This is a genomic window from Vibrio ruber DSM 16370, assembly GCF_900163965.1.
GTDB lineage: Bacteria > Pseudomonadota > Gammaproteobacteria > Enterobacterales > Vibrionaceae > Vibrio > Vibrio ruber.
The window spans coordinates 38,966-56,214 of record NZ_FULE01000006.1; the positions used below are offsets into that span (position 1 = coordinate 38,966).

Sequence of the window (17,249 nt, forward strand, 5' to 3'; positions counted from 1 at the left end):
GATCTATTCGTACCTGTTCTAACTGAACTCACAAATTCCAAGATAATCGGACACCATCGATGCAAGAACAATATAATCCACAAGAAATTGAGCCCAAAGTTCAAGCGTATTGGGAAAGTAACAAAACCTTCACTGTTACAGAAGATCCTAGCAAAGAAAAATTTTACTGTTTATCTATGTTTCCGTATCCAAGTGGCCGACTGCACATGGGACATGTACGTAATTACACGATCGGTGATGTGATTTCCCGCTTTCAACGCCTGCAAGGCAAAAATGTCATGCAGCCAATCGGATGGGACGCATTCGGTCTTCCGGCTGAAAATGCAGCAGTCAAGAATAAAACCGCCCCGGCGCCATGGACCTATGAAAACATCGAATACATGAAGAACCAGTTAAAATTACTGGGATTCGGGTATGACTGGAACCGGGAATTTGCGACCTGCCGCCCTGAATACTATCGCTGGGAACAAGAATTCTTCACCAAACTATATGAGCAAGGTTTGGTATATAAAAAGACTTCGTCGGTGAACTGGTGCCCGACCGATCAGACTGTTCTGGCAAATGAGCAGGTCGAGAACGGTTGTTGCTGGCGTTGTGATACCCCGGTCGAACAGAAAGAAATCCCGCAATGGTTTATCAAAATCACCGCTTACGCGCAGGAACTGCTTGACGATCTGGACAATCTGGACGGCTGGCCGGAAATGGTAAAAACCATGCAGCGTAACTGGATTGGCCGCTCGGAAGGGGTTGAACTACAGTTTGATGTGCCAAACTATGGTGCACTGGAAGTCTACACCACTCGTCCGGATACCTTGATGGGTGTCACCTATGTCGGTATCGCTGCTGGTCACCCGCTCGCTGCTATTGCCGCTCAGAATAACCCGGCAATTGAACAATTCATTGAAGAATGTAAAAACACCAAAGTTGCAGAAGCCGAGCTGGCAACCATGGAGAAGAAAGGGATCGACACGGGTCTCAAAGCCATTCATCCGCTCAACGGACGTGAAGTCCCCGTCTACATTGCCAATTTCGTCCTGATGGATTACGGCACGGGGGCAGTTATGGCTGTTCCGGCACACGATCAGCGTGACTTCGAATTTGCGACCAAATATGGTCTGGATATCCAGCCGGTAATTCAACCTGCTGACGGAAGCGCTCTTGATGTGACCGAAGCCGCCTATACCGAAAAAGGCATTTTGTTTAATTCCGGTGAATTTGACGGACTGGACTTCGACCAAGCACTGAATGCCATTGCGGCCAAACTCGAATCACAAGGTAAAGGTCATAAGACGGTTAACTTCCGCTTACGTGACTGGGGGGTTTCTCGCCAGCGTTACTGGGGGGCTCCAATTCCGATGGTCACCACGCAAGACGGCGAAGTTCACCCGGTACCGGCTGATCAATTACCCGTACTGCTCCCGGAAGATGTAGTGATGGATGGGGTAACCAGCCCAATTAAAGCAGACAAAACATGGGCTGAAACAACTTATAACGGTCAACCGGCACTCCGTGAAACCGATACGTTTGATACCTTTATGGAATCCTCATGGTATTACGCCCGTTACTGTTCACCGCAAGCAGATCAAATTGTAGATACAGATCAAGCCAACTATTGGTTACCTGTCGATCAATACGTCGGTGGGATTGAACATGCCTGTATGCACCTGCTTTATTCGCGTTTCTTCCATAAACTGTTGCGTGACGCCGGTTATATCACTTCTGATGAACCATTTAAGAAATTGTTGTGCCAAGGGATGGTTCTGGCTGACGCATTCAGCTACCAGAATGAAAAAGGCGGCAAAGAGTGGGTTTCACCCACAGAGGTTAAAATTGAGCGTGACGGTAAAGGCCGTATCACCTCCGCTGTCGATGCCAAAGGGCGCCAGGTAGAACACTCCGGCATGGTTAAAATGTCGAAATCGAAAAACAACGGTATCGATCCTCAAGAAATGGTTGATAAATACGGTGCAGACACGGTTCGGCTGTTTATGATGTTTGCCTCCCCTGCTGATATGACGCTGGAATGGCAGGAATCGGGCGTTGAAGGGGCAAACCGCTTCTTGAAGCGTGTCTGGAAACTGGTACTTGAGCACACCAATCAGGGGGAAGCCGCTGCTGTTGAGCCGCAATCTCTGAATAATGAACAGAAAGCACTCCGCCGGGAAGTCCATAAAACGATCGCAAAAGTCACTGACGATGTCGAGCGCCGCCAAACTTTCAATACCGCGATTGCCGCAATTATGGAATTGATGAATAAGTTAGGCAAAGCACCTCAGGAAAGTTCTCAGGATCGCGCCATACTGGATGAAGCACTCAAAGCAATTGTCGTGATGCTGTCACCAATTACACCGCATATCTGCTTCGAAATGTGGCAAGCTTTAGGGGGAGCAGATCTCGATCATGCCCCTTGGCCGACTTACGATGACAAAGCGCTGGTCGAAGATGAAAAACTGATTGTTCTGCAAGTCAATGGCAAGGTACGTGGCAAACTGACCGTTGCCGCGGACGCACCCCAGGAACAAGTTGAAGCATTGGGACTTCAGGACGAAAATGTACAGAAATTTACGGATGGTTTGACGATCCGGAAAGTGATCTATGTTCCGGGTAAACTACTGAGCATTGTGGCAAACTAATCAGGCTGTAGGTTAACCGCGAGTTGCATGTTATAAATGAATTCGCTGGTTAACCACTGCACTTTGTAAATGCGACTAAGTTACCATAACTGTACATGACCAAAGAGATGGGCGCTCTCAGAGAATAACGCCGCATCTTCATTTGTGATGAACTAAATCACTGAATGCGAGTCAGTAAACAGACATTGATGATGTTTACTGACTCTGGTGATTCAAGGATAGGGTATTTCATATCTGCGATGGTTTATCGCCGTGGTGTGATAGTCTGAAACTATCTCTGTTCAATTGATTAAAATAGGACTCGAATGCGTTCACTTCATCCCTCATTACTACGCCATATTTTCCTGACATTGCTGACAGTCTCGTTGACTGCCTGCGGTTTTCATTTACGGGGAGATTATGATGTTCCGGAAGCTTTAGATAAACTCTCTGTAACCAGTTATGACCAATACAGTCAGTTTACCCGAATGGTTAAAAACCGTCTGAGACTGAATGAGATTGAGATTGTAGAACCGGCTGAAGACATTCCTAATTTACATCTGGTCAGTGAAACGATCTCATCGAGAACACTCTCGATTTATCAGAATACCATCGCTGCGGAAAAAGAACTGACACTCAATGCTACTTTCCGGGTTACCGTGCCCGAAGTTGGCACCAAGACGTTTACTACAACGGTCACCCGGAGTTATCTGGACAACCCGTTAACCGCCTTGGCGAAATCGATGGAAAGCTCGATGCTCATTGATGAGATGCGTCAACTGGCTTCATCTCAGATTATTCGCCTCATGGCAAGGTTAAAACCAGACCTGACATTATCTGAACGGTCAGAGCGTTCACGTAACATGTCTAAGCAGAGTGATCACAGCAATAGTCATGTATCAACCACTGAGGTTGCAACGGAACAACACACGATAAGCCAATAGAGTTTGACTGAGATTTTGATGCGTATATTTGCGGAAAAATTGCCGGAACATCTTCAACATCAATTGATGCCTGTTTATCTCCTATTCGGAAATGAACCGTTATTATTGCAAGAATCCCGGCTCTCAATTGCTCAGAAAGCCAAAGCACTAGGATTTACTGAAATCTACCGCTATCAGGCGGACAGTACTCTGGACTGGCAGCAAGTCTTTGATCATTTTCAGGCGTTTAGTCTGTTTTCAAACCAGCAATTGGTCGAGTTGACACTCCCGGACGGCAATATGAACGCCCAATTAACGGGACAGCTGCTGGCGCTGGGAGATATGCTACATCCGGATACGATTCTGGTAGTGATCGGCAATAAACTCACCAAAGCACAAGAAAATACCAAATGGTTTAAAGCACTAGCCACACAAGGTTGTCTGGTCAACTGCCTGACACCTGATCTCAACCGTCTGCCGCAATTTGTCATGCAACGCTGCCGGAAGCTAAAACTGACTCCCGACCCGGAAGCCTTACAAATGTTGGCACAATGGCATGAGGGAAATCTGCTGGCGCTTGCTCAGAGTCTGGAAAAACTGGCACTACTCTATCCGGATGGTCAGCTGACACTAATCCGAGTCGAAGCTTCCCTGTCCCGGCATAACCATTTCACCGTCTACAACTGGACGGATGCTTTACTGGACGGCAAATCCAACCGGTGTCAGCGCATTTTGCGTCAGCTCGAAGCCGAAGGGACTGAGCCGGTATTACTGTTACGTTCAGTGCAGAAAGAATTGCGTTTACTGACGACCCTTCATGCGCAACAGCAAGACGCATCGCTGCATACACTGATGGATAAACATCGAATCTGGAAAAATAAGCGTTCGCTGTATGTGAATGCATTAAACCGACTCAGTGCAGATCAACTATACATGCTGATCCAAACCCTAAGTCATATTGAACTGTCAGTAAAAACGCGTTATGACGTCAATCCGTGGCCGTTACTGCAAGCATTCAGTTTGCAATTTACCCAAGCCGGTTTGACACCCGCTTTGCCTGATTAAAAGCATGATATACTTTAAATAGGTTTGAAAAACTTGAGTGATTCAAATCTGCCGATAAAAATAAATCGTTTAAAAAAGAACAAGTGAGAGGAAATTTCATTGCAACACGAAGAGCTGAAAAATTTTTTAGTTGATAAAGCAGATGATATGAAGGCTGAAAATATTACCGCACTTCATGTAACCGGGATCTCAAGTGTCACGGACTATATGGTGATCTGTACCGGCACATCAAAACGTCATGTGTCATCGATTGCGAACCATGTCGCCAGCGAAGCCAAAAAATTAGGCATGTCCCCCCTCGGAATTGAAGGTGAATCAGAGGGAGAATGGGTCGTTCTGGATATGGGCACATCGATGTTGCACGTCATGCAGGAAGAACAACGCTCGCTCTATCAGCTTGAAAAACTCTGGAGCTAAGGTGTGAAGATTCAGCTAGTGGCTGTAGGCACGAAAATGCCCCAATGGGTTGAACAGGGATTCAACGAATATCAACGTCGCTTCCCGCATGATATGCCTTTAGAACTGATTGAGATCCCCGCGGGAAAGCGTGGTAAAAACGCAGATATCCCCAGAATACTGGATAAAGAAGGGGAAGCGATGCTTGCTGCAATTCCGAAAGGACATCGGATTGTCACACTCGATATTCCGGGAAAGCGCTGGGATACCCATCAATTGGCACAGCAGATGGAAAGCTGGAAATTAGACGGGCGCAATGTCTCTATCTTGATCGGTGGCCCCGAAGGATTATCACCGGCCTGTAAACAAGCCGCAGAGCAAAGCTGGTCTTTATCACCTCTCACGCTCCCTCATCCCCTAGTCCGCATCGTGATGGCTGAAAGTTTATACCGGGCCTGGAGCGTCACAACCAACCATCCTTATCATCGAGAATAGTAAGAGATGCTTCGCAAACGCAGTCAGATCCGAGACTACAAGTCAGAAGACAATCTGTTTCGAAACAGGGCTATTATTTCGTTTTTAGCGATTATCATTCTGGTTGGTGTGCTAATCGCAAACCTGTATACCCTTCAGGTCGTTCAATTTCAGGATTACAGAACCCGCTCGAACGATAACCGGATTAAAATTGTTCCCATCGCTCCGAACCGCGGGCTGATTTATGATCGCAATGGGGTCTTGCTGGCAGAAAATCGTCCGATTTTCGATTTGGAGATTACACCGGAACAAGTCGATGATATGAATGCGACCATCCAGCGTTTAAGACAAATCATTGATATTTCACCGGAACAAGTCGCATCTTTCCGTAAAGAATTACGCCAGACCCGTCGTTTCAACTCCGTGCCGATTCTGACCCAACTGACGCCGGAAGAAGTTGCTAAATTTTCGGTCAATCAGTACAAATATCCCGGTGTTGCAGTGACAGCACGCCTGAAACGTTACTATCCTTTCGGTAAAATGCTGACTCATGTGATCGGCTATGTCTCTCGGATCAATGACCGGGACATTGAACGGCTCAAGCGCGAAGCAAAAGAAGCGAACTATCAGGCAACCCGTGATATCGGTAAATTAGGAATTGAACGCTATTACGAAGATATTCTGCACGGAATGCCGGGTTATCAGGAGGTTGAAGTCAACAGCCGCGGACGGGTCATCCGCACCCTTAAATATGTCCCTCCGGTGCCGGGCAAGGATCTGGTGCTGAATATAGATATCAACCTTCAGCGTTACGTTTATCACCTGCTTGACGGAAAAAGAGGTTCCGCTGTCGTCCTCGACCCCAAAGATAATGGCGTACTGGCAATGGTTTCCAGCCCCAGCTACGACCCCAATGCTTTTGTTCATGGTATCACCACCAAAGATTACCAGGCACTGCTGAATGATAAAGATCACCCGCTGGTCAATCGCGCCACCCTAGGGATTTACCCACCGGCATCTACCGTCAAACCATTAATTGCAGTCTCCGCATTACAAGAAGGCGTTATCACCCCGACGACGACTCGCAATGATCCGGGCTACTGGCGCATTCCCAACTCCAAAACCAAACCTTTCCGGGATTGGTTAAGATGGGGACACGGTAAAGTCAATATCACAAAAGCACTGGAAGAGTCTGTCGATACCTTCTTCTATCAGGTTGCTTACGATATGGGTATTGATCGTCTCTCTCACTGGATGAAACGGTTCGGTTACGGGGAATATACCGGGATTGATATCTTCGAAGAAAGTAAAGCCAATATGCCGACCAGAGAGTGGAAGATGGCTCGCCACCGCACGCCTTGGTATCAGGGAGATACAATTCCCGTCGGTATCGGTCAGGGCTATTGGACTGCAACCCCAATGCAAATTTCCAAAGCGATCTCGGTGTTAGTTCATCACGGAAAAGTGCTGGCACCGCATTTTCTCCGGGCAACGATTGAAAATGGTGAGCCGTTTGATAAACAGCAGATAGCTGAAGTTGAAACCTATCCGCCTATCACCGGCGTACCTGATAAATACTGGAATATCGCAATCAACGGGATGTATCTGGTTAATCATGGCCCCCGGGGAACCGCTCGTCATGCATTTAAGAACCTTAAATACAAAAGTGCCGGAAAATCAGGAACCGCGCAGGTCTTCGGGCTCGCAGAAGGGGAAGAATATAATGCAGACGAACTCGCAGAACATTTGCGTGACCATGCACTGTTTACCGGATTTGCCCCCGTCGAACATCCGCAAGCCATTGTGACAATCGTATTGGAAAATGCGGGAGGCGGTTCCAGTCATGGCGCTCCGGTTGTGCGCAAAATATTTGATCATATAATTCTAGATGAAGACCAACAAGAGAAGAAAGACTAATGGAATTTGATCCATCTACAGGCCAAAGCCGGGCATTCTTTGAACGTTTGCATATTGATCTTCCGTTATTACTCGGTCTGCTGCTGGTCATGGGATTTGGACTGGTCGTCATGTACAGTGCCAGTGGCCAGAATATGGCAATGATGGAGCGTCAAGCAATGCGGATGGTTTTAGCGCTGACCATTATGGTTATCCTTGCTCAGCTATCCCCACGAAGTTATGAATCTTTAGCACCTTTCCTGTTTTTCTGTGGTGTCTTATTACTCTTCGGGGTTTTGCTTGCCGGTGAAGTATCAAAAGGTGCGCAACGCTGGCTCGATATCGGTGTGATCCGGTTTCAGCCGTCAGAATTGCTCAAATTGGCCGTGCCCTTGATGGTCGCACGCTATATCGGTAAACATCCGCTTCCCCCATCGATCAAAACTCTCGGTGTTTCATTGGTCATGGTCTTTGTACCCACGATTCTCATCGCCAAACAACCCGATTTAGGCACCTCGATTCTCATCGCAGCTTCCGGTATTTTTGTGATTTTCCTCGCCGGTATCAGCTGGCGTATCATTTTTGCAGCCCTCTTTGCCACAGGGGCTTTTGTGCCGATCCTGTGGTTCTTTTTAATGCGTGAGTACCAAAAAGTACGTGTCCGGACATTATTCAACCCGGAATCTGACCCGTTAGGTGCCGGCTATCACATTATCCAGAGTAAGATCGCCATCGGTTCAGGCGGCATTTTAGGCAAAGGCTGGTTACACGGCACCCAGTCACAGCTTGAATTTTTACCGGAGCGCCATACCGACTTCATCTTTGCCGTTATCGCTGAAGAGTGGGGACTGATTGGCATTGTTGCTTTGCTGTCCGTTTATCTGTTTATTATCGGTCGTGGTCTCTATCTCGCCAGTAATGCCCAAACCGCTTTCGGAAAAATGATGGCGGGCAGTATCGTACTCAGCTTTTTTGTCTATGTGTTTGTCAATATTGGTATGGTGAGTGGAATTTTACCTGTTGTTGGCGTTCCGCTGCCATTAATCAGTTATGGTGGGACATCCATGGTTACTCTCATGGCAGGCTTTGGCATTCTGATGTCAATTCATACTCACCGAAAAGCATTTTCAAAGGCAATCTGATGAGCATTCGACTGCTTCTTTATTATAGCGCAATCCTTTTATCCATGGCTGGCTGTAGCTCTTCCGGCCGTTATGATATTCGTGATGATGTGGCCCCCAGACAACCCATCTCCGTTGATAATATCGAGGATGCCCATCCAAAGTACGAACCGTATAGTCTTGGCGGAAACAAAGACTATACCGTGCGAGGCAAGAAATATCATATCATCAAAAATCCCAAAGGATTCCGGGAACAAGGGCTTGCCTCATGGTATGGCAAAAAATTCCATGGTCATCAAACCTCCAATGGTGAGATTTATGACATGTATTCCATGACCGCAGCGCATAAAACCTTACCCATTCCCAGTTATGTCAGGGTCACAAACACCAATAATGGTAAGACAGCGATTGTGCGTGTCAATGACCGCGGACCTTTCCACACCGGGAGAATTATTGATTTAAGCTATGCCGCAGCATACAAGCTTGACGTCATCCGAACCGGTACAGCCCCAGTAAAAATAGAGGTACTCACTTATGACCGCCCAACCGTGACGGTGGCGGCTCCCCCGAAAAAGCATCAATCTGACTACGTCATTCAAGTTTCTTCTTCAGCACATTTGGAAAGAACCCGAACTTTATCGCAAGATTTGAGTCAGAAGTTATCTGTAACCAGTTATATCGATAGCCTAAACGGTAGCCATCGGGTTTTTCTTGGCCCGTTTCATGACTACTCCCAGACTCAACAGACTCTGGAACAGGTAAAACAACTTGGCTACAGCACCGCCTTTATCAGGAAACACCGGCAGACACAATAAAAACCGGAAAATCTGGCCGAATCGCCCTTTGGGTCTGGCTTGAGAAAATGAGTTTCTGTTAAGATATACATAACTAATTGTAAAATTCTGCATTTATCATGAATAAAAAAATATTTTTGAAGTCGATTTCTACTCCTTTTATTGCCTTAGCGGCGATATTTACATTCACTGCTTCAGCCTCTCCTATTGTGGTTCCGGATGCACCTCAAATTGCAGCCAGAGGCTATGTTCTGATGGATTATCATTCAGGTAAAGTCCTTGCAGAAAAAGAGATGAACACCAAGCTGCCGCCAGCCAGCTTGACTAAAATGATGACCAGTTATGTCATCGGCCAAGAGCTGGCTCGTGGCAACATCTCCCCTGATGACGATGTGGTTATCAGTAAAAACGCCTGGGCGAAAAACTTCCCGGACTCCTCCAAAATGTTCATTGAAGTCGGGACAACCGTCAAAGTGAAAGACCTGAACCGCGGTATCATTATCCAATCCGGCAATGATGCTTGTGTTGCGATGGCTGAACATGTTGCAGGGTCTGAGGATGCGTTTGTCGATTTGATGAATGCCTGGGCCAACACCATCGGTATGAAGAATACCCATTTTGAAAACGTGCATGGGCTGGATCACGGCAATCACTATTCAACCCCTTATGATATGGCAATTTTGGCGCAAGCACTGATTCGCGATGTGCCGAACGAATATAAACTATATTCTGAAAAGAAATTTACCTATAACGGGATTACCCAATATAACCGGAATGGCTTGCTCTGGGATAAGAGCATGAATGTTGATGGCATCAAAACAGGCCACACCAGCCATGCAGGCTACAGCCTCGTGAGTTCAGCAACCGAAGGCAACATGCGTTTGATTGCTGTAGTAATGGGCACCAAAAGTGCCAATGCACGTAAATCCGAAAGTAAAAAACTGCTGAGCTACGGCTTCCGCTTCTTTGAAACTGTCGCACCGCATAAAGCCGGAGAAACTTTCATTAACGAACGTATCTGGATGGGTAACAAAGACACGGTCGCCCTCGGTGTTGATAAAGATACTTATGTCACGTTACCAAGAGGACAAGCGAAAAACCTGAAAGCCAGTTTCGTTTTAGAGAAAGAGCTGGAAGCACCGATTAAAAAAGGTGATGTCGTCGGTAAGCTTTACTATCAGCTCGAAGGTAAAGATGTGGCTCAATATCCGTTAATCGCACTGGAAGATGTCCAGAAAGGTGGTATTTTCAGTCGCTTATGGGACTATATCATCTTGTTATTTAAAGGATTATTCTAATCCGGTTCATCATGTGATGTAGCATTCACTGCCAATAAAAAGCCTGATTTAATATCAGGCTTTTTATTTTGGCGGACTTTTTCATTTTGGTACCATCCGCATCTCCGTTCTATCGAGCAATTTCCCCCAAAGCTATATACTGGTTGTTGATTGCTCACCCCGCGCGGACAACCGTTTTGGCCAGAGTAATGACTCACGACGCAAAACTCTTTCGATATCTTTAAGCTGCGCAGGTTTGGGCAGTACATCATCCATGCCGCATATTTTGTACTGCTCAATATCGTCCTCACTGGTATTAGCCGTATAAGCAACGATATAAGGCTGCTTCATCTCCGTCTGACGGCGAATTTCACGGGTTGCTTCCATACCATTCATCTTACTCATGTAGATGTCCATTAAGATCACATCGTAATGACTGTTTTGTACGGTCTTCAACACCAAAGTGCCGTCTTCGATGGTGTAAACCCGGTGACCTAACTTTTCCAGCATGAACCGTGCTAATGATTGATTCAGTGAACTATCATCAACCACCAGAATATTCAGTGGCGTACAATGCCGAATCGGCTGTCCGTCGTTACCGGATGGGTCACTGACCGGCTCGACAACCTGATAGGGAATCTCAAACCAAAATGTTGCACCGAACCCGGGCATACTCTCAACCTGAATATCTCCCCCCATCATTTCAACAAAACTCTTACAAATCGAAAGTCCTAACCCTGTGCCTCCGACATGGGATCCAACTTGCATAAATGGTTGAAAAAGACGTTTCAGGTGTTCCTGTTCGATGCCAACCCCTGAATCTTTAATCTTAAACACAAGGCGGGGATCGCTGGCATCGCACGCTAAACTAACAATGAGGTGAATTTCACCGTGATAAGTGAACTTGGCGGCATTGCCTAACAAATTGATCAAAATCTGCTGCAATTTTTTGGGATCACTGCGGATGTATTGGGGAACATCATCACCAATATCGTAGCTCAGTTGAATCTCCGGAGATTTCAGTTGCGGACGAATTAAATCAATCACCGTCGATATCAGTGGACGAAGCTCGAAATTGTCAGGCTCAAAGGTAATTTTATCCGCCTCGATTTTCGACAGATCAAGGATATCATTGACAATCGCCAGTAATGAACTCCCACCAGACTCAATAATATTGAGAAACTCCTGCTGCTTCGCATCCAGACGAGAGTGACTCAACAACTCGGTTGCACCGAGAATACCATTCAGTGGTGTTCTTATTTCATGACTCATCACCGCGACAAACTTACTTTTGGCCCGATTGGCGGACTCCGCAGCTTTTCTGGCGGCCTGAAGCGCAGCAGTACTGCGGCGTAACTGCATTAAATTATGTCGGATGTAGGTTAAATAAACACCCACCAGAATACTGAAATTGATAAAGAGGAAAATAGAAAATCCGGCCAACCGAAGTCGGGTCTCTCCTTCCTCTTCTTTCTGGTGTGCGTAATACTCTCGCATCGACATCTCGGCTGCCGCAATATAACGCGAACCATCAGCAGAACGCATCGGGACGAAAACAGCGCGAAAATCGCCCCAATGGTCATCATAATCCGCCCATATAATTCGATTTTCGTGTAATGCAGTCAGTAATTGATGACTGGCATCAGGATAGGGATCGAAGAAGCGGACATAAGTATTATTTTTCAACTCATCTTCGGACGCACTGGATGAAACGAGTACCGCCTGCCCATGTCGCTCAATCACCGTATAAATATAAGTCAGATCCATCTTTCTGCTATATTCGGTTAATCGCTCGATAGCATGCCAATCTTCCGCTTCTGTTTTGGAGTGCTTATCGACTAATCCATCATGGTAATGCTCTCCCAACACCGCAGAGGCAACCAGAGCACCATGATAGAGCCGATTGTTCAGATCATCTTCAATCGACTGCTTTGCTTGTACATAAAGATATGCCACAAAAGAAATACAGGAAATCACATACACACAACTGAACAGAACAAACTTCCACGTTTCTTTAATCCGAAATCTTTTACGATGAGCGTTTTTAGCAACCTGCTGCATTATTTCTTAACCTACTAAACTCACGACAAAATCAATGTCATCTCTACCAGAATAACCCCAAGATGCAGTTTCAGCATATACCAATCAGTTGCATAAACGATATGCTCAATATAAAACTTACCGCGCTCGAACACCCTCATCTGCATGGCATTTCACTAACATATTAATCTTTATACATTTATTTTTTCTCCAGAACCACTCCCTTCACACATACACCATTCAGGTAAATTCATAATAAGAATATCAACTCACTTTATATAACTAAAATCATTCAATAAACCGCTAAAGTTTGCGATAAACCACACAAATGCACACAATTTGTGCATGAAAGTGTATCTTGAGATCCGTGTCATTAATCAGTATTATGCCCCCCTATCTACCGACCTCAGCCGGAGTTGCGCTTATGTTGACAATAAACTCAGATGCTAAATTGAAAGACTTGCTTGAATTTCCTTGTTCATTTACTTACAAGGTTATGGGCCATGCGAAACCGGAATTACCAGAGCTGGTTCTTGAGGTCATTCAGCGTCATGCTCCCGGTGATTACAGCCCGACCGTGAAACCCAGCGCCAAAGGAAACTATCATTCAGTTTCCGTCAATATCACCGCAACATCGATCGAACAGGTCGAGACACTCTACAAAGAGCTCGGTGAGATCGATATTGTACGCATGGTTCTGTAAACGGTACAAATAACGGCATCACCCCAAATTCTATAAAATTTTGATAAATTCAATTTTTTTTGAAAGATAACAACGATAATCTTTCCTTATTAATCAAATCGTTAAAATGGCTTCCCCGAAGGTGGGGCCATTTTTTATCATCATTCAGTAGTTCCATAGCTCGAAGCAGTTTATAATCCAAATACTTTATTTATCGCGGATGAGTCATACCTATGAAGAACCAACTCGTTATTAAACGACTCGGTCAACAAGACTATCAGCCTATCTGGCAAGCGATGCACGATTTTACCGACCAGCGAACGAATGAAACCTGTGATGAAGTCTGGCTGGTTGAACACAATCCTGTTTTTACTCAGGGTCAAGCCGGAAAAGCAGAACATATTCTCAACCCGGGTGACATCCCCGTCTTTCAAAGTGACCGCGGCGGACAAGTCACCTATCATGGTCCCGGACAACTGGTCGTTTATTTCCTGCTCGATTTAAAACGGAAAAAGCTTGGCGTCAGAGAACTCGTCACACACATTGAAAATATCGTCATCGAAACCCTGAATGCATTTGAGATTCAGTCACAGGCCAGAGCTGATGCGCCCGGAGTGTATGTCGAAAATAAAAAAATCTGTTCTCTGGGTCTGCGGATTCGCAGAGGCTGCTCTTTTCATGGGCTGGCCCTGAATGTCAATATGGATTTATCACCATTTTTAAGAATTAATCCTTGTGGTTATCAAGGTATGGAGATGGTTCAGGTCAGCGAGCTCGGTGGTCCGTCCGATATCCACACCGTCGAAGAACAACTTATCAAAACGCTTGTAACAACACTGGGTTACGAGCATACAGAATTCAAGACAGAAGCAATATCATGAGCAAACCAATTCAAATGGAAAAAGGCGTCAAATACCGTGACGCTGACAAAATGGCGCTGATTCCGGTCAAAAATATGCCGACCGAACAGAAAGAGCAACTGCGTAAACCCGAGTGGATGAAGATTAAGCTGCCGGCAGATAGCCAGCGCATTCAGGATATAAAATCCGCCATGCGTAAGAATAATCTGCACTCGGTCTGTGAAGAAGCATCCTGCCCGAATCTGGCAGAATGTTTTAATCATGGCACCGCGACTTTCATGATTCTGGGAGCCATCTGTACCCGTCGCTGCCCGTTCTGTGATGTTGCTCATGGGCGTCCTTTAACACCGGATGCGCAAGAACCCCACAAACTTGCCCAGACTATCCGGGACATGAAGCTCAGATATGTGGTCATCACATCAGTTGACCGGGATGATTTACGTGATGGCGGCGCTCAACATTTTGTGGACTGTAACCGGGAGATCCGGGCACTCAACCCTGATATTCGTATCGAAACGCTGGTGCCTGATTTTAGAGGCCGGATGGATACAGCTCTGGATATCCTGAAAGATAACCCGCCAGATGTGTTTAATCACAATCTGGAAACCGCCCCTCGTCTGTACCGAAAAGTCAGACCCGGAGCAAACTACAAATGGTCGCTTGAATTGCTCCAAAAATTCAAGCAGCAACACCCGGATATCCCAACCAAATCAGGCCTGATGATGGGACTGGGTGAAACCAAAGAAGAGATTGTCGAAGTGCTTAAAGATCTACGAGCACATGGTGTCACCATGCTGACTTTGGGCCAATATCTGGCACCGAGTCGTCATCACCTGCCCGTTGAACGGTATGTGCCACCGGAAGAATTTGATGAACTGAAAGATATTGCGCTTGAGCTAGGCTTCACCCATGCCGCATGTGGGCCGTTTGTTCGTTCATCCTATCATGCCGATCTGCAGGCTAAAGGCGTTGAAGTAAAATAACCCGGATTGCCGGTGCATTGCACCGGCCTGATTCAGCTCTGCGGCACTATCTCTCATATCAATGCTTTGGCTCCCCTCTCCCGATAGCAAATGTGAAACAATTGCCATAATTTGAGTTGTAATATTGAATCTATGATGGTTGTTCTATAGGCTAGAGAACAACTTGAACTCACTGTCGATGTAAGGATATATATGATGAAAACGGCCACTATCTGGGGCATTATCGGACTCTCGGTCACACTCGCAGGCTGTGCTTCGAATACCAAAGAAGATAACTACCGTGAAGCATCTTTCGAACTTTGTAATACCGACGTGAAAGTCTACTCACTGGATAATGCGGGACGCGTTCGTATCGTTTGTGCTGACGGCTCTAAATTTGCACTCAAATCAGAAGACACACTCGAAGTGATGCGTGGGATCAATATTGACTACTGTGACGGTGAAGGGTTAGGTAAGTTTACTGAGAGTGAAAGCTACTACCTATTCAAATGTAAGTCAGGTACCACACTAAGTATCTCTAAAGATTAATCCCCGCGTTTGAGATGATGTGATATTTTCTGGCACTTTACTGTTTCACTAGCACTTTTGAATCTCTTGCTTGGTTGTGAATGCACCTTATCTCAAAACAACAAACCCGCTTAAAAGCGGGTTTATTTTTATCATCGCAATGCAGATAAGATAGCTTATGCGTAGACAGGCAGACGCTTACAAACTTCAAGAACTTTTGCTTTCGTCGCGTCAATCACGCTTGGGTCATTGATGTTATCCAGCACATCACACATCCAGTTAGCCAACTCTTTTGCATCTTCAGCAGTGAAACCACGTCGAGTAATCGCAGGCGTGCCGACACGAATCCCTGAAGTCACAAACGGACTACGCGGGTCATTTGGCACAGAGTTCTTATTCACGGTAATATTCGCTGCACCGAGAGCTGCATCCGCTTCTTTACCTGTGATATCTTTGTCGATCAGATCAACCAAGAAAAGGTGGTTTTCGGTACTGTTAGAAACAATTTGATATCCACGCGCCTGAAACTGAGCAACCATCGCTTTGGCATTTTGCACCACACGTTCCTGATAAGATTTAAATTCAGGCTCCATCGCTTCTTTGAACGCTACCGCTTTTGCCGCAATCACATGCATCAGAGGACCACCCTGACCACCGGGGAATACCGCAGAGTTCAGTTTTTTGTACATCTCTTCACCCGCGTTTGACAAAATCAAACCGCCACGAGGGCCAGCCAATGTTTTGTGCGTTGTTGTTGTCACGACATGCGCATGAGGAACAGGTGTCGGATAAACACCGGCAGCAATCAAACCGGCTACATGTGCCATATCGACAAACAGGTAAGCACCGACTTTATCAGCGATTTCACGCATCCGCGCCCAATCCACAACCTGAGAATAAGCAGAGAATCCACCGATAATCATTTTCGGTTTATGTTCGACAGCCAGAGATTCCATTTCGTCGTAGTTAATCTGGCCACTTTCATCAATCCCATAAGGAATCACATGATAGTGTTTACCAGAGAAATTGACCGGAGAACCGTGAGTTAAGTGACCACCATGAGCCAGACTCATCCCTAAAACGGTATCACCGGGATTCAACAATGCCATGTATACCGCACTGTTCGCCTGAGAACCTGAGTGAGGCTGAACGTTTGCGTATTCACAGTTAAACAGTTTACATGCGCGTTCAATCGCTAATGTTTCAACTTTATCGACATACTCGCAACCACCATAATAGCGCTTACCGGGATAGCCTTCAGCATACTTATTGGTCAGCTGAGAACCTTGAGCTTCCATGACGCGTGGGCTGGTGTAGTTTTCTGAAGCAATAAGTTCAATGTGTTCTTCCTGACGAAGAGTTTCTTCTTGAATGGCTGCGAAAAGATCCGCATCATAATCAGCGATATTCATATCACGCTTAAGCATCTGTATCTCCTGACTCAGATTGACTGGAAAGTTTAATAAAACTACATTTTGACTTAACGCAAACGTTTTCGTCACTTAATTTGGCGCGTATTCTACCTAAATTGACTTATGTCATAAAGCCCAAATATACAAAATATCATGCAGTTTTTTCATGATACCGAAAAGTCACACCACGATAGCAATCACAAGTGT

General features: G+C 45.9%; 15 protein-coding genes. 13 read left to right on the forward strand and 2 right to left on the reverse strand.

The window, feature by feature from the left end:
- Nucleotides 1-59 precede the first annotated feature (59 nt).
- The 9 genes from leuS (at nucleotide 60) to VR7878_RS01435 (ending at nucleotide 10,579) form a co-directional block, all read left to right on the forward strand.
- Complete coding sequence (gene leuS, locus VR7878_RS01395; protein WP_077332724.1) at nucleotides 60-2,633, forward strand: leucine--tRNA ligase; 2,574 nt, start codon at nucleotides 60-62, stop codon at nucleotides 2,631-2,633.
- Between the two features lie 305 nt (nucleotides 2,634-2,938).
- Nucleotides 2,939-3,556 (forward strand): LPS-assembly lipoprotein LptE, encoded by a 618-nt coding sequence (locus VR7878_RS01400; RefSeq protein WP_077332726.1) that lies wholly within the window; start codon nucleotides 2,939-2,941, stop codon nucleotides 3,554-3,556.
- Between the two features lie 18 nt (nucleotides 3,557-3,574).
- The gene (holA, locus tag VR7878_RS01405; RefSeq protein ID WP_077332728.1) at nucleotides 3,575-4,600 is read left to right on the forward strand and encodes a DNA polymerase III subunit delta; all 1,026 of its coding nucleotides are present in this window, start codon (nucleotides 3,575-3,577) and stop codon (nucleotides 4,598-4,600) included.
- A gap of 99 nt (nucleotides 4,601-4,699) precedes the next feature.
- Nucleotides 4,700-5,017: a ribosome silencing factor gene (gene rsfS, locus VR7878_RS01410; RefSeq protein WP_077332730.1), complete on the forward strand. Its 318-nt coding sequence runs from the start codon at nucleotides 4,700-4,702 to the stop codon at nucleotides 5,015-5,017.
- 3 nt (nucleotides 5,018-5,020) lie between these two features.
- Complete coding sequence (gene rlmH, locus VR7878_RS01415) at nucleotides 5,021-5,491, forward strand: 23S rRNA (pseudouridine(1915)-N(3))-methyltransferase RlmH (RefSeq protein WP_059120268.1); 471 nt, start codon at nucleotides 5,021-5,023, stop codon at nucleotides 5,489-5,491.
- A 6-nt stretch (nucleotides 5,492-5,497) separates the two neighbouring features.
- The gene (mrdA, locus tag VR7878_RS01420) at nucleotides 5,498-7,387 is read left to right on the forward strand and encodes a penicillin-binding protein 2 (protein WP_077332732.1); all 1,890 of its coding nucleotides are present in this window, start codon (nucleotides 5,498-5,500) and stop codon (nucleotides 7,385-7,387) included.
- Complete coding sequence (rodA, locus tag VR7878_RS01425) at nucleotides 7,387-8,508, forward strand: rod shape-determining protein RodA (protein ID WP_077332733.1); 1,122 nt, start codon at nucleotides 7,387-7,389, stop codon at nucleotides 8,506-8,508. Before mrdA ends, rodA begins: the two co-directional genes overlap by 1 nt.
- Nucleotides 8,508-9,302 carry a septal ring lytic transglycosylase RlpA family protein gene (locus VR7878_RS01430; protein WP_077332735.1) on the forward strand — a complete coding sequence of 265 codons (795 nt, stop codon included), beginning with the start codon at nucleotides 8,508-8,510 and terminating at the stop codon, nucleotides 9,300-9,302. The genes rodA and VR7878_RS01430 overlap by 1 nt, the downstream gene beginning before the upstream one ends.
- A 98-nt stretch (nucleotides 9,303-9,400) precedes the next feature.
- Nucleotides 9,401-10,579, forward strand: coding sequence for a serine hydrolase (locus VR7878_RS01435; protein ID WP_077332737.1), 1,179 nt, complete (start codon nucleotides 9,401-9,403; stop codon nucleotides 10,577-10,579).
- Between the two features lie 132 nt (nucleotides 10,580-10,711).
- Here the strand turns inward: VR7878_RS01435 and VR7878_RS01440 are convergent, their stop codons facing one another.
- Nucleotides 10,712-12,619, reverse strand: coding sequence for an ATP-binding protein (locus VR7878_RS01440; protein WP_077332739.1), 1,908 nt, complete (start codon nucleotides 12,617-12,619; stop codon nucleotides 10,712-10,714).
- Nucleotides 12,620-13,022: 403 nt separating this feature from the next.
- Here VR7878_RS01440 and ybeD point away from each other — a divergent pair, with 403 nt between their 5' ends.
- From ybeD to VR7878_RS01460, 4 genes are all read left to right on the forward strand, one after another.
- Nucleotides 13,023-13,301 carry a DUF493 family protein YbeD gene (gene ybeD / locus VR7878_RS01445; RefSeq protein ID WP_077332741.1) on the forward strand — a complete coding sequence of 93 codons (279 nt, stop codon included), beginning with the start codon at nucleotides 13,023-13,025 and terminating at the stop codon, nucleotides 13,299-13,301.
- 212 nt (nucleotides 13,302-13,513) lie between these two features.
- Entirely contained in the window at nucleotides 13,514-14,161 is a 648-nt protein-coding gene (gene lipB, locus VR7878_RS01450; RefSeq protein WP_077332743.1) for a lipoyl(octanoyl) transferase LipB, read from the forward strand.
- Nucleotides 14,158-15,123, forward strand: a complete 966-nt coding sequence (gene lipA / locus VR7878_RS01455; protein WP_077332745.1) for a lipoyl synthase — start codon at nucleotides 14,158-14,160, stop codon at nucleotides 15,121-15,123. The genes lipB and lipA overlap by 4 nt, the downstream gene beginning before the upstream one ends.
- Nucleotides 15,124-15,318: 195 nt before the next feature.
- Nucleotides 15,319-15,651: a hypothetical protein gene (locus tag VR7878_RS01460; protein ID WP_077332747.1), complete on the forward strand. Its 333-nt coding sequence runs from the start codon at nucleotides 15,319-15,321 to the stop codon at nucleotides 15,649-15,651.
- Between the two features lie 155 nt (nucleotides 15,652-15,806).
- Here VR7878_RS01460 and glyA read toward each other — a convergent pair whose 3' ends face one another.
- Nucleotides 15,807-17,057 carry a serine hydroxymethyltransferase gene (gene glyA, locus VR7878_RS01465; protein ID WP_077332749.1) on the reverse strand — a complete coding sequence of 417 codons (1,251 nt, stop codon included), beginning with the start codon at nucleotides 17,055-17,057 and terminating at the stop codon, nucleotides 15,807-15,809.
- Between the last annotated feature and the right edge of the window lie 192 nt (nucleotides 17,058-17,249).

Bases quoted from the DNA above. Each gene is read 5' to 3' on its own strand.
- mrdA (WP_077332732.1), top strand. From the start codon at position 5,498: ATGCTTCGCAAACGCAGTCAGATCCGAGACTACAAGTCAGAAGACAAT.
- rodA (WP_077332733.1), top strand. From the start codon at position 7,387: ATGGAATTTGATCCATCTACAGGCCAAAGCCGGGCATTCTTTGAACGT.
- leuS (WP_077332724.1), top strand. From the start codon at position 60: ATGCAAGAACAATATAATCCACAAGAAATTGAGCCCAAAGTTCAAGCG.
- lipB (WP_077332743.1), top strand. From the start codon at position 13,514: ATGAAGAACCAACTCGTTATTAAACGACTCGGTCAACAAGACTATCAG.
- VR7878_RS01430 (WP_077332735.1), top strand. From the start codon at position 8,508: ATGAGCATTCGACTGCTTCTTTATTATAGCGCAATCCTTTTATCCATG.
- lipA (WP_077332745.1), top strand. From the start codon at position 14,158: ATGAGCAAACCAATTCAAATGGAAAAAGGCGTCAAATACCGTGACGCT.
- ybeD (WP_077332741.1), top strand. From the start codon at position 13,023: ATGTTGACAATAAACTCAGATGCTAAATTGAAAGACTTGCTTGAATTT.
- VR7878_RS01460 (WP_077332747.1), top strand. From the start codon at position 15,319: ATGAAAACGGCCACTATCTGGGGCATTATCGGACTCTCGGTCACACTC.
- VR7878_RS01435 (WP_077332737.1), top strand. From the start codon at position 9,401: ATGAATAAAAAAATATTTTTGAAGTCGATTTCTACTCCTTTTATTGCC.
- glyA (WP_077332749.1), bottom strand. From the start codon at position 17,057: ATGCTTAAGCGTGATATGAATATCGCTGATTATGATGCGGATCTTTTC.
- VR7878_RS01440 (WP_077332739.1), bottom strand. From the start codon at position 12,619: ATGCAGCAGGTTGCTAAAAACGCTCATCGTAAAAGATTTCGGATTAAA.
- holA (WP_077332728.1), top strand. From the start codon at position 3,575: ATGCGTATATTTGCGGAAAAATTGCCGGAACATCTTCAACATCAATTG.
- VR7878_RS01400 (WP_077332726.1), top strand. From the start codon at position 2,939: ATGCGTTCACTTCATCCCTCATTACTACGCCATATTTTCCTGACATTG.